We start from the raw sequence: 13096 nt of genomic DNA, 5'->3' as shown, positions 1-13096 counted from the left end.
TACAGATAAAAACAACCGCACTTTTGAGATACAAATCAAAGTGCGGTCGTTTTTTAGGGGTTTTATGAGTTAATAAGGATTACCACCAGCCGAGTAGTTTCATCCATAATCCACCCACACCAAACCAAATGACTAATGAAAGGATGGAAACAATAAAGCTCACGCCCCACCATTGACCGGTTGAGTTATAACCTGAGCCATATAAAGCAGGGCCAGGACCACCAGCATATTGCGTTAAACTCATGGATAATGTTGAGGTGTAACCTAAACCAATTGCCGCAATGATTGGCGGTGTACCCACAGCGATAGCTGCTGCCACGAAAGCAAGATACATTGCGGAAATATGCGCCATGGCTGAAGCAAAGAAATAGCGGGTATAGAAATACACCAACACTAAAATAGTAAAGGCAACTGGCCAGCTGAAATCGCCAACAGATGCGGAAATATGGGTAGAAATCCAAGTGATTGCACCGTATTTATTAAGCGCATTCGCCATCATCACCAATACCGCAAACCAGAACATCGTATCCCATGCGGTGGTTTCTGCCACGATATTTTTCCAGCTCATAATGTTGGTTAATAATAAAATCACTAAACCGATAAACGCTGAAATTGTTGCAGGAATATGGAAGACTAAATCACCCACCGTCCAGAGGAATAAAAGAAGGATAAAGTCTAGAGCAAGAATCCATTCTGCTTTGCTCATTGGGCCCATGCTTTTTAATTCTTCACGTGCCATTTCTGCCATTTTAGGCGTATCTTTTAATTCTGGCGGATAAATTAAATACACGAAATAAGGCAAGACGATTAAGCTCACAATACCTGGTACGATTGCCCCTAAGAACCATGTCATCCAAGTGATTTCTACACCTTGGCTTTTCGCAAGTTCTGCAATTAATGGGTTTCCCGCCATAGCGGTTAAGAACATGGTACAAATAATGGTATCGATTTGAGAGACTGCAATCGCTAAGAATGCACCTGCACGACGAGCGGTTGGACCTGGTTTTGATTCATACGCATCAGCAATAGATTGCATAATAGGGTACATAATACCGCCCCCACGCGCAGAAGCCGAAGGAATACCCGGACCGATAACAACATCAGCCAACGCCATACCATAGGCCACACCCATCATTTTTTTACCAAAACGACCAACGAAGTACAGCGCGATACGTTTACCTAAACCAGTTTTAATCACCGCTCGAGATAAAAACATAGCAATAGCAATCAACCAAATTGTGCCGTTTGCAAAACCGGATAACATGCCGACATCACCTTGTTTTGGTGAGATTGGTGTAAGTCCAGTCAAACCACTAATCACCAAGGCAACTAGCGTTGCTGCACCCATAGGCATTGCTTTAGCGATAATAGCCACAATGGTTGCCACAAACAGCGCTAGCATTCCCCATGCTTTTGCAGATAAACCTTCTGGTGTTGGGATCAACCAAATCCCTAAACCAACGATGACGGCAATCAGCAGCCCCTGCCACTTAAAGCCAAGTTTGACTTCTACTGCTGGAATTTTACTTTCCATAGGATAACTCCTAGATAAATGAACAAAAAATAATTCATCACGGATAACGACCGTGACGCAATCGATTAAATAGCGATCACAAAGATACCACTTATTTAGTACGAGTAAAGATTTAAGCGATGTTTTTAATAAAATTTGATGAAAACTTGATGCAGATTAAAAAACAACTTTAAGAATGAAGAAATTGATTCACGCGTTCAAGTACCATTTTTCTCACGTTATCCTTTTCAAAAAGGATTTCATGTTTTGCTTGAGGTACAAGCATGGATTCTGCATGAGGAAAAAGTGCGGTCAATTTTTCAAGATTTTTGTTATCCACAATCTTTTCCTTTTCCGCTTGTAAGATAAGTACTGGTGTTTCTATTCTTGGAATAATTTTAGGGAGAGCTTTGATTGCATTTAAACACAAATGTACCCAACGGAATGTCGGGCCGCCTAAGTGAATAGCAGCACGTTTTCGATTAACTCGGTTCATCCATTTCATTCGCGTTTTAGAATGGCTAAGTTCATTAAGGTTTAAATCTGCCGGTTTGTAATGTCCTTTACCAAAAACATAGCGATGACCTTGACCAAATGCCATCATCGTTGCAATGATGACTTCATCTCGTAACGGATGTTTCATAGGAACGCCAAAGAAAGGTGAAGAAAGCACGGCCTTTTTAATCTGATGATCGTAATTGGCCAGATAATAGGTGGAAATCAAAGCACCGAGGGAGTGGGCGAGAATATATTGGGCTTGATAAGCATAAAGTGCGGTCGTTTTTTCAATGATTTTTTCCATATCATCGGTATAAAAACGAAACTCATCTAAATGCCCTTTTTGAGGAATAATACGCTGTGAATAGCCTTGTCCTCGATGATCGAAAAGCAAAACATCATAACCTTGTTGGTAAAAGTCATAAGCCAACTCAGTCCATTTCAGCATATTTTCTGCTCGACCATTCACCAAAATCATCAATTTTCTGACCGCACTTTCAGGCTGAACCAAATGACGATAAGCCAATTTGATATTTCGTTCACCAGAAAGATACTGCGTCGGAAATTGCTCAAAAAAAGGCAATAACTCTGCAAGAGCAAATTGATGAAAATGAGGTTCTCTGATCATAATTTTCTAATGAAAAGGGCGTAGTGAATACGCCCTTTGTAGTGAAAGTAAAACTTATGCCACCAATTGTTTTAAGATACGGCGAACTGGCTCTGCAGCACCCCATAATAATTGGTCACCCACAGTGAATGCCGCTAAGTATTCTGGACCCATTGCCAATTTACGTAAACGACCAACCGGTACGCTTAATGTACCTGTTACTTTAGCTGGGGTTAATTCACGTAATGTGATTTCTTTGTCATTTGGAATCACTTTCACCCATTCGTTGTGAGACGCTAAAATTTGTTCAATTTCTTCTAATGGTAAGTCTTTTTTCAGTTTGATAGTGAATGCTTGGCTGTGGCAACGTAATGCACCGATACGTACGCATAAACCATCCACAGGAATTGGATTGTCGCTTAAACCTAAGATTTTGTTGGTTTCTGCATATCCTTTCCATTCTTCTTTAGTTTGTCCTGTTTCTGGTAGAAGTTTGTCAATCCAAGGGATTAAGCTACCACCTAATGCCGCACCAAAGTTATCCGTTGGGAAGCTATCAGAACGCATTTCTGCCGTCACTTTACGTTCAATATCTAAAATAGATGAAGCAGGGTCTTTTAATTCACTTGAAACCGCTTGTTCTAATAAACCCATTTGTGAAAGTAATTCACGCATATTTTTTGCGCCTGCACCTGAAGCCGCTTGGTAAGTTGCGACTGATACCCATTCCACTAAATCTTTTTCAAATAAACCACCGATAGCCATAAGCATTAAGCTCACGGTACAGTTACCACCCACGAAAGTTTTAATGCCTTTTTTCAAGCCTTCAGAAATCACGTGTTGGTTTACCGGATCAAGCACGATAATTGCATCATCTTTCATACGTAGCGCAGAAGCGGCATCAACCCAATATCCGTCCCAACCTGTTGCTTTTAATTTTGGATAAACTTCATTGGTATAGTCGCCACCTTGGCAGGTTACGATAATGTCTAATTTTTTAAGTTCTTCAATGTCGAATGCATTTTTAAGCTCACCTGCCTCTTTTCCTGCAAACACAGGTGCTTTTTGACCTGCTTGAGAAGTGGTGAAGAAAACTGGATTAATATTGGCAAAATCTTGCTCTTGCACCATACGATCCATTAATACGGAACCGACCATTCCGCGCCAACCGATAAAACCGACGTTTTTCATGAATTTTTCCTTATTTTATGTTGTGTTGAATGGGTCTATTAATTACAGGCTTTACGCTACAAAATCAAGCTTTTTTAGAAAAAATGAGGCTTTGTTTAATTTTTCTCAATAAAAAATCCCCTTTCGGGGATTTATTGATTATTTATCTGCTTTTTTCGTGGTTTTCTTTACCGTTTTTTTCGGCTCAGATTTACCTTCAGATTTGACCGCACTTTTCTTTGTTGGGGTAGACTTGGTGGTCTTCTCTTTTGTAGTTGCAGATCTAGTTACTTTTTTCTTTGATTTTTCAGCTAAATTTACCGCTTTCCATTCCTTAAATTTTTCAAGTAATACTTTACCCATTGGGCTTGGATCACCTGTAAATAAGGTTTTTAAGCCATTATTTTCAATGATATGACGGCGAAGTGCTAAACGTTCTTGATGGTTTTCTGCTAAACGAATTGCACGTTCAACATATTCATCTACCGTATTTGCAATTAACCATTCTGGTAAACCTAAACGTTTAAACAAACCTTCATCAATATGTTCGTGAACTTCTGCACCGGTTTTACATATACCCACTAAACCTAACGTCACCATATCAATAATGCCATTCGTGTTACCAAATGGGAATGGATTCACCATCATATCGCAGTTATGCAAAATACGAAGATATTGATCATAAGGTGCATGTGGATGAGCTGTCGCATCATTGCCTAAATAAGATTTAATAAAACGCTCAACATAAGGATGTGTTACACCACTAGATTGACCTAATGCAAAGTGGAAATGCACTTTCACATTAGCACGATCACGAATAGCCTTTAATGCCGCCAAGAAATAGGGGTTAAGCTTCATTGTGGTAGAAGCAATACCAATATTCACCACTTCAGGATTTTCACGTAAGCGATATTCTACGTGTTGCGGTGCAAGCGCTGAAGGTACATAAGGTAAAGCATCTTTTGGTAAACGCAATAATTGCTCACTAAAGCATTTCTCAGAACCCACATAATCATCTTCTACAATCACATATTCAATAAAATCAGAATGTGTCGTAGCAGGATGGCCTAAAGCAATTACTTGAACTGGCGCAAGACGCGTGTTACTTGCAAAAATGGTGGTTAAATCCATTCCAATACTTGGCATATAAAGAACGGCTGCGCCATTTTTCTCACAAATATCTTTTAAATTATCTAATTTAGAGACAACATTATTGCCTTCTAATATTCGGAATTCATCGAACACTGCTTTACCCGCTTCATCTACCGCATCATTACCCACACCGATTAAATAGAAACGTTCACGTGCAGCAATCATTGAAGTGGAATGCGTACGGTAAATTGAATGGGATGAATGGAAATGTTCCAATAATACGACCATAACTGGTTTACCATTACGTTCACCTAATTTCGTGACATCACGATCAGTCCATCCACCCTGCAATAAATGACGACGAATAACTTGGTTTAATGCTTTTTTCACCCAGTGTTTATTTTCCGCAATATCGTAGCTGCAATGCATATACACATCGTGTGAAATTGCGCTTGGCACATTATTTAAGTTTTCAATTGTTGCCAATTTTTCAGGGAACCACTGTAAAATGGTGCCACGTTTAGAGAATGCTTGATCTGTCGCAATAAAACGTGGTGATTGCAATGCAAAACAAAGTGATGCACATAATTCATGGTCTAAATTCCATAAAGCATCAAGATTAACATTCACATTAGATTCTGGCAGGTAGAAAATACAGAATTTAATTAATGATGATCTCGCATTATCTAAATGAAAATCGGATAAATTAGTCTTATCTGGATTGCGGTTATAAGCTTGCAACACATGATCCGCATTCACAAAAGGTGATGATGCGAAAATCATGTTAATCCAACGTTGTAAGGTAAAGAAACGTTGCGCCCCACCTTCAGAAATATCTAATTTAGGATCAGAAAATAGCTCGCTCATTGCTACCGCTACACGGGTACAAAAATGCTTAATTTTATCTTGTACTAATTCATCATTTAATTGGCTAGGATAATCAATTTCAATGCCTTCAATGCCACCAAAATTAGTATCAATTTTGCTTAAAATATCGAGCAATTCTACGCAAGCTGCTTCATAATTTTTTGCCGCAACTTCTTGTTCAAAACGGATAACACTTGGTTGTTTTTGTGTTTCTGCCATTTTTTAATTCCTTTGGTAAAAAATAAATAATATTAATAATTAACAGGTTCCCCACAGATCGTATTCATCTGAATGAGTAATGGTTACTTTAATAAATTCGCCCACTTTCACAGGCGTACCACTTAGATTTTCAATATAAACTAAGCCATCAACTTCAGGTGCATCAGCTTTTGTACGGCCGATAATACCTTCATCATCAATTTCATCCACAATTACATCAAGCGTTTGGCCAATTTTTTGTTTTAATCGTTCAGCCGAAATTTCTTGTTGTAACTGCATAAAGCGGTGGAAACGTTCTTCTTTTACATCTTCAGGCACTTGGTCAGTCATTTCAGTTGCAGGTGCGCCTTCTACTGGGCTAAATTTGAAACAGCCCACGCGATCAAGTTGTGCTTCTTTTAAGAAATCCAATAACATTTGGAAGTCTTCTTCTGTTTCACCTGGGAAACCTACGATAAAAGTTGAACGCAAAGTTAAATCTGGACAAATCTCACGCCATTGCTTGATACGCTCTAAAGTGCGGTCAATTTTTCCTGGTCTTTTCATTGCTTTTAAAATTTTCGGACTCGCATGTTGTAATGGAATATCCAAATAAGGCAACAATAAACCTTCTGCCATTAATGGAATTAAATCATCCACATGAGGATAAGGATAAACGTAATGTAAACGTACCCAAATACCTAATTTACCAAGCTGTTTACACAAGGTCATTAAGTCATTTTTAATTGGCATACCATTCCAGAAAGCGGTTTTCACGCCACCTTCTTTGCGTTGTGTATCCATCGCATAAGCAGAGGTATCTTGTGAAACAACCAATAACTCTTTCACGCCTGCATCAGCAAGACGTTTTGCTTCATCCAATACTTGAGTAATAGAACGGCTTTCTAAATCCCCACGTAATGAAGGGATTATACAGAATGTACAACGATGATCACAGCCTTCTGAGATTTTCAAATAAGCGTAGTGTTTTGGTGTTAATTTCACCCCTTGTTTTGGTACAAGGCTGGTATAAGGATTATGCTCAGGTTTCGGAACGTACTTATGTACTTGAGCCATTACCGTTTCATAACTGTGCGGACCGCTCACTTCCAATACTTTCGGGTGAACTTGACGAATTTGATCTTCTTTCGCCCCTAAACAGCCAGTCACAATCACACGTCCGTTTTCTTCCAACGCCTCTCCAATGGCTTCAAGGGATTCCTGTACAGCGCTATCAATAAAGCCGCAAGTATTCACAATGACTAAGTCCACATTTTCATAACTTGGCACAATGTTATACCCGTCAGTACGTAATTCAGTCAGAATACGTTCAGAATCCACTAAATTTTTAGGACAACCTAAACTTACAAAGCCAATATTCGGCGTTGATTTTTGCATAAATTTATTCTCAGCTATCATCATCTTTCAAAACTTTAGATTTTACTCAATTTCAAGCAGAAAGGCGATAAATTAAAGGTAAATTGATTGTAAATTTGCCCATTAAAGTCCTTTTTTCAGGTAGAATAATGCCCGTTTTTTTATTTACTCATATTCATTATTAACATGGAAAATTCTTTTCTTTTTTCAACCGCTCTTGAACAGACGGCTTATTTACTTATCCTAGGGAAAATGCTGCTCGCACTTGTACTTGGCGGGATTATTGGCTTAGAACGTGAACTTAAACACAAACCGGTTGGGGTCAAAACCTGCGCCATTATTGCGGTGACGACTTGTGTACTGACGATTGTCTCCATTCAAGCCGCAGAACATTATGCACAAGTTTCAGATAATATTCGAACTGACCCTATGCGACTTGCCGCACAAGTAATCAGTGGTATAGGTTTCTTAGGTGCTGGGGTTATTTTGCACAAGAAAAATGATGCTATTTCAGGCTTAACCACTGCCGCCATTATTTGGGCAGCGGCGGCTATCGGTGTGGCAACAGGTGCAGGCTTTATTTTTGATGCGATTATTGCCACTTTGATGATTTTAATCGCCATTCGTATCAGCCCAATTGTACAACGTTATGTTCGTCGTAAAACCTATAAAAAACGTACTCGTTTAGCTATCCAACTGAGCTCTGCTAACGGTATTAGTAAAGTGACCGATTTATTATTGAAACATGATTACCGCATTGAAAATATTTCGGTAAAAGACCAAGCGAGTGGCGAAGTTCGCTTGCAAGTACGATGCTACAACATCGATAATGAAATGCTAAAAGATGTCTATACACTGTTAAAAACAGAAGATGAAGTATTAAGTGTGGATGTAGAAAATTAAAATCAGCTCAAAATAACACATCACTTATATCGTAAAACCACTACTTGCTAGACAAAAAGTTAAAAACTTAAACTGGATAACGTCATGAATTTACAAGATAATTTCGAGCAGCATACGCCGATGATGCAGCAATATCTCAAGTTAAAAGCAGAAAATCCCGACATTTTGTTATTTTATCGAATGGGGGATTTTTATGAACTTTTTTATGATGATGCAAAAAAAGCGGCAGCGTTGTTAGATATTTCTTTAACGAAACGTGGACAATCAGCAGGTAATCCAATACCCATGGCGGGCGTGCCTTATCATGCGGTAGAAGTCTATTTAGCAAAATTAGTGCAATTAGGTGAACCTGTAGCCATTTGTGAGCAAGTAGGTGATCCCGCTACATCAAAAGGGCCAGTTGAGCGAAAAATTGTGCGAATTGTGACACCAGGTACGGTAAGTGATGAAGCGCTTTTACCAGAACGCCAAGATAACTTAATTGTGGCGGTTTATCAGGAAAAAGAAAAATTCGGTCTAGCCACATTAGACATGACATCTGGACGTTTCCAGCTTTGTGAGCCTCATTCAAAAGAAGCCTTGCAAGCTGAATTACAGCGTATTAATCCCGTAGAATTACTTTATTGTGAAAATTTTGCCGAAATGGCCATTATTGAACATTATAAAGGCCTACGTCGTCGTCCAATTTGGGAATTTGAACTTAGTACGGCGATTTCAGAACTTAATCGTCAATTTGGTACGAAAGATTTACGTGCATTTGGTGTAGAAAAATCACCTCTTGGCTTGGCAGCAGCAGGTTGTTTATTGCAATATGCAAAAGAAGCACAACGGGCTTCTCTGCCACACATTCAAAGCATCAGTGTCATTCAAAATAACGATAATATTCAATTAGATGCTGCAACACGCCGAAATTTAGAACTCACTCAAAATCTTGCGGGCGGCACAGAAAACACGCTGGCTTCGGTATTAGATAAATGCGTTACACCAATGGGTAGCCGTTTGTTAAAACGTTGGATTCATCAACCTATCCGTCAAACAGACATTCTATTAAAACGCCAAAAAACCATTGGTGAAATTATTGATCAAGATTTGTATCACGAATTGCAGCCTTATTTGCAACAAGTGGGCGATATGGAACGTATTCTTGCGCGTGTAGCACTGCGTTCTGCACGTCCTCGCGATCTCACACGTTTACGTACTGCATTAGAACAAATTGAACCGATAAAATCACTGATTCATACAAAAACATCGTCAAATTTGACCGCACTTTCCGCACAAATTGATGATTTTTCCGCGCAAATCGAGCTACTTCAAAAAGCAATTATTGAAACTCCTCCGTTATTAATTCGCGATGGTGGCGTTATTGCTGAAGGCTATAATGCCGAATTAGATGAATGGCGAACCCTTTCCGCTGGTGCAACGCAATATTTAGAAAATTTAGAACAACGCGAACGAGAAAGTACAGGTATTGATACCTTAAAAATTGGCTTTAATGCGGTGCATGGTTATTACATTCAAATCAGCCAAGGGCAAGCTCATAAAGCACCGATTCATTATGTTCGCCGTCAAACCTTAAAAAATGCCGAACGCTACATTATACCTGAATTAAAAGAATATGAAGACAAGGTTTTAAAATCAAAAGGCGCGGCGCTTGCTTTAGAAAAGCAACTTTATGATGAATTATTTGATTTATTGTTGCCACATTTAGGTCAATTACAGTTAACCAGCTTGGCATTGTCTGAATTGGATGTGTTAGTTAACCTCGCAGAACGAGCAGAAACCTTAAATTATGTTGCACCACAATTTAGTGATGAAATTGGCGTAAAAATTGAAAATGGTCGCCATCCTGTAGTGGAACAAGTCTTAAAAGATCCCTTTATTGCTAACCCTGTGAATCTCAATCAGCAACGTCATTTGCTGATTATTACTGGCCCAAATATGGGTGGTAAAAGTACCTATATGCGTCAAACAGCTTTAATTACATTGATAGCGTATATAGGCAGTTTTGTGCCAGCTGATAGTGCGGTTATCGGGCAAATTGATCGTATTTTTACTCGAATTGGCGCCTCTGATGATTTAGCCTCCGGTCGTTCTACATTTATGGTAGAAATGACCGAAATGGCGAATATTCTTCATCAAGCCACTTCACAAAGTTTAGTTCTGATTGATGAAATTGGACGCGGTACTTCTACCTATGATGGGCTTTCTTTAGCTTGGGCTTGTGCCGAATGGCTGGCAAAGAAAACTCGTTCACTTACATTATTTGCGACCCATTATTTTGAACTCACCGCACTGCCAGAACAAATTGAAGGAATTGCTAACATTCATTTAGATGCATTAGAACATAACAATACCATTGCCTTTATGCACGCGGTTCAAGACGGTGCGGCAAGTAAAAGTTATGGACTTGCTGTTGCAGCGCTGGCTGGTGTGCCTCAATCCGTTATTAAACTGGCGAAGCAAAAATTGCATCAATTAGAAAAATTGTCGGCACAAAATGGTGATCAACAAATTCAACATTTAAGAGCATTAAATCAACATCAAGGTGAATTGGCTTTTGAAGCAGAACCGGATGCTTTACGCGAAGCCATTGAGCAACTTGATCCAGATGAATTAAGTCCAAAACAAGCCTTAGCTTATCTGTATCAATTGAAGAAAATGCTGTAAGAAATAAAAAAGAGCGGTCAAAAAATTCATTATTTTTTATGACCGCTCTTTTATTTTCACTAATTTCTTAAAATCTCATAGATTTCAGCATCTTTTCTATCGAGATAATGGATGGATTGGATTTTACGAATGGTGCGTGATTTACCACGGATTAATAAAGTTTCTGTGGTGGCCAAGTTACCACGGCGAGAAATCCCTTTGAGTAATTCACCGTGCGTAATTCCTGTTGCGGCAAAAACAAGATTATCATCACGTACTAAATCTTCTAATTTTAAGATTTCATTGACCTTCACACCTAAGGCTTCACAACGTTGAATTTCTTCAGCGGCAATTTTACGATTTTCTTCTGTATCACCTTTCACTTCATTACGTGGAATAAGACGAGCTTGCATATCCCCACCTAATGCACGAATTGCGGCAGCAGCAGCCACGCCTTCAGGTGCACCACCAATACCATAAAGCATATCTACTTCCGCATCTGGTAAACAACATAAAACCGAAGCCGCCACATCACCATCTGGAATAGCCATCACGCGAATACCTAGATTATGCATTTGTTTAATCATTTCATCGTGACGTGGCTTAGCGAGCACCATCACGGTTAAATCCGATAAAGATTTACCTAAACGAGAAGCCACTCGACGAAGATTTTGTTCAATCGGTAAACTTAAATCAATCATGCCTTTCACTTCAGGACCGACGACTAATTTTTCCATATACATATCAGGCGCTTTTAAGAAGGTACGTTTACCACCAGCTGCCAATACTGAAATGGCATTTGATTGGCCCATTGCGGTCATTCTTGTGCCATCAATTGGATCAACCGCAATAGAAACGAGTTCACCATTACCTGACCCTACTTTTTCGCCAATATAAAGCATTGGTGCTTCGTCAATTTCTCCTTCACCAATCACAATTTCACCGTCCATATGGATTAAATTCAGCATATAACGCATGGCTTTGACTGCTGCATCATCCGCCGCATTTTTATTACCACGACCAAGCCAAGTGTAAGCAGCCAATGCTGCCGCTTCGGTTACCCTTGAAAATTCAATAGCTAATGCACGATTCATTTTTTCCCCCAATGCAAAAAGTCTCGTTATTTTATCATCAAGCAAACGTTTGCATAATAATTTTTGACAATAGGCTTTTAAAAATAGGATTAAGTGGGTAGAATAAAGCCATTTCGGACTATTTTAAAAAAGGAAATCACTATGTCTTTAGAAATTTTAGATCAGCTTGAAGAAAAAATTAAACAAGCAGTAGAAACGATTCAATTACTTCAACTTGAAGTAGAAGAGTTAAAAGAACAAAAAAATCAATCTCAACAATCAGTAGAAGCCTTGCGAAATGAAAATGAGCAACTTAAAAATGAGCACCGCAACTGGCAAGAACATATTCGTTCATTGTTGGGTAAATTCGACAACGTATAATGACTATAAAGGCTTAGAAAATCTAAGCCTTTTTTCTTATTAGGAAACAATATGAATATTTGCGTGATTTCAGGCAGCACATTAGGCAGCGCTGAATATGTAGCGGAACATTTAGAAGAGGTGTTAAAAACGCAAGGTTTTTCGACCGCACTTTTCCACGGACCAGAACTTGATGAGGTGATTGATGAAAATATTTGGTTGATTGTCACTTCTACACATGGTGCAGGTGAATTGCCTGATAATTTGAAACCACTCTTTGAACAAATTGCGGCATCAGATAAAGATTTATCTTCCCTCCGCTTTGCCGTTGTAGGCTTAGGTAATTCAGATTACGATACATTCTGTCATGCCGTAAATAAAGTCGAAACACAATTAAGTAAAAAAAGTGCGGTCAAAATCTGTGAGAGTTTAAAAATAGATGTCTTGCATGTTGATGATCAAGAACAATTTGCTGAAGATTGGCTGCCACAATTTATAAATGCACTTTAGTCATAATAAAGCGATAATTTGAGTTTATCGCTTTTTATTTATCCATATCCAAAAAAATCACCTGTGGATAACTTTAATAAAACCTGTCAAAAAAATGTTCTTTTCCACTGAATAAATATAAGGGTTGTTTTAACTGTGGATAAAATTGAAGGTTATCCACAAGAAAAAAACGTCAAACTGATGACATTTCAACACAGTCTAAAATGATCTAACGTCTTCATTTAAAAAAGGAAAAGGATCTTATTCACAGCGTAAAAGGATCCTAATAGTAACAATAATAAG

Annotated in this window: 10 protein-coding genes; 4 read left to right on the top strand and 6 right to left on the bottom strand. The window is 38.7% G+C overall.

Annotated elements, in window-relative coordinates:
* Positions 1–79 precede the first annotated feature (79 nt).
* The 5 genes from O3746_RS06530 to rimO form a co-directional block, all read right to left on the bottom strand.
* A complete protein-coding gene (locus O3746_RS06530) occupies positions 80–1534 on the bottom strand; it encodes a DASS family sodium-coupled anion symporter (protein ID WP_049384801.1) in 1455 nt (484 codons plus the stop codon).
* 169 nt (positions 1535–1703) lie between these two features.
* A complete protein-coding gene (locus tag O3746_RS06525; RefSeq protein WP_371448199.1) occupies positions 1704–2639 on the bottom strand; it encodes an alpha/beta fold hydrolase in 936 nt (311 codons plus the stop codon).
* A gap of 54 nt (positions 2640–2693) precedes the next feature.
* Positions 2694–3809, bottom strand: coding sequence for an aspartate-semialdehyde dehydrogenase (asd, locus tag O3746_RS06520; protein ID WP_054420070.1), 1116 nt, complete (start codon positions 3807–3809; stop codon positions 2694–2696).
* Between the two features lie 138 nt (positions 3810–3947).
* Positions 3948–5966 (bottom strand): adhesin, encoded by a 2019-nt coding sequence (locus O3746_RS06515; protein ID WP_371448196.1) that lies wholly within the window; start codon positions 5964–5966, stop codon positions 3948–3950.
* Positions 5967–6005: 39 nt separating this feature from the next.
* Positions 6006–7343: a 30S ribosomal protein S12 methylthiotransferase RimO gene (gene rimO, locus O3746_RS06510; protein ID WP_295744594.1), complete on the bottom strand. Its 1338-nt coding sequence runs from the start codon at positions 7341–7343 to the stop codon at positions 6006–6008.
* A gap of 165 nt (positions 7344–7508) precedes the next feature.
* On the opposite strand from rimO, the gene O3746_RS06505 reads away from it, so the two are divergent.
* Together O3746_RS06505 and mutS are read left to right on the top strand one after the other, a co-directional pair.
* Entirely contained in the window at positions 7509–8225 is a 717-nt protein-coding gene (locus tag O3746_RS06505; RefSeq protein WP_014064479.1) for an MgtC/SapB family protein, read from the top strand.
* A gap of 84 nt (positions 8226–8309) precedes the next feature.
* Entirely contained in the window at positions 8310–10892 is a 2583-nt protein-coding gene (gene mutS, locus O3746_RS06500; RefSeq protein WP_371448193.1) for a DNA mismatch repair protein MutS, read from the top strand.
* Positions 10893–10951: 59 nt separating this feature from the next.
* Here mutS and glpX read toward each other — a convergent pair whose 3' ends face one another.
* A complete protein-coding gene (gene glpX, locus O3746_RS06495; RefSeq protein ID WP_111328673.1) occupies positions 10952–11965 on the bottom strand; it encodes a class II fructose-bisphosphatase in 1014 nt (337 codons plus the stop codon).
* A 141-nt stretch (positions 11966–12106) separates the two neighbouring features.
* Between glpX and zapB the strand changes: the two genes are divergently transcribed.
* Together zapB and mioC are read left to right on the top strand one after the other, a co-directional pair.
* Entirely contained in the window at positions 12107–12325 is a 219-nt protein-coding gene (gene zapB, locus O3746_RS06490; RefSeq protein WP_005699085.1) for a cell division protein ZapB, read from the top strand.
* Positions 12326–12376: 51 nt separating this feature from the next.
* Positions 12377–12814, top strand: a complete 438-nt coding sequence (mioC, locus tag O3746_RS06485; protein WP_005694958.1) for an FMN-binding protein MioC — start codon at positions 12377–12379, stop codon at positions 12812–12814.
* Positions 12815–13096: the final 282 nt, after the last annotated feature.

The organism is Haemophilus sp. 27098_8_127, from assembly GCF_041433495.1.
Classification (GTDB): Bacteria; Pseudomonadota; Gammaproteobacteria; order Enterobacterales; family Pasteurellaceae; genus Haemophilus_D.
The sequence above is the reverse complement of the archived record's forward strand: the minus strand, read 5'-3'. Positions and strand labels throughout refer to the sequence as shown.

Excerpts from the sequence above, each read along its gene's own strand:
- asd (WP_054420070.1), bottom strand. The coding sequence starts at position 3,809 with ATGAAAAACGTCGGTTTTATCGGTTGGCGCGGAATGGTCGGTTCCGTA.
- zapB (WP_005699085.1), top strand. The coding sequence starts at position 12,107 with ATGTCTTTAGAAATTTTAGATCAGCTTGAAGAAAAAATTAAACAAGCA.
- O3746_RS06515 (WP_371448196.1), bottom strand. The coding sequence starts at position 5,966 with ATGGCAGAAACACAAAAACAACCAAGTGTTATCCGTTTTGAACAAGAA.
- O3746_RS06525 (WP_371448199.1), bottom strand. The coding sequence starts at position 2,639 with ATGATCAGAGAACCTCATTTTCATCAATTTGCTCTTGCAGAGTTATTG.
- mutS (WP_371448193.1), top strand. The coding sequence starts at position 8,310 with ATGAATTTACAAGATAATTTCGAGCAGCATACGCCGATGATGCAGCAA.
- mioC (WP_005694958.1), top strand. The coding sequence starts at position 12,377 with ATGAATATTTGCGTGATTTCAGGCAGCACATTAGGCAGCGCTGAATAT.
- glpX (WP_111328673.1), bottom strand. The coding sequence starts at position 11,965 with ATGAATCGTGCATTAGCTATTGAATTTTCAAGGGTAACCGAAGCGGCA.
- rimO (WP_295744594.1), bottom strand. The coding sequence starts at position 7,343 with ATGCAAAAATCAACGCCGAATATTGGCTTTGTAAGTTTAGGTTGTCCT.
- O3746_RS06530 (WP_049384801.1), bottom strand. The coding sequence starts at position 1,534 with ATGGAAAGTAAAATTCCAGCAGTAGAAGTCAAACTTGGCTTTAAGTGG.
- O3746_RS06505 (WP_014064479.1), top strand. The coding sequence starts at position 7,509 with ATGGAAAATTCTTTTCTTTTTTCAACCGCTCTTGAACAGACGGCTTAT.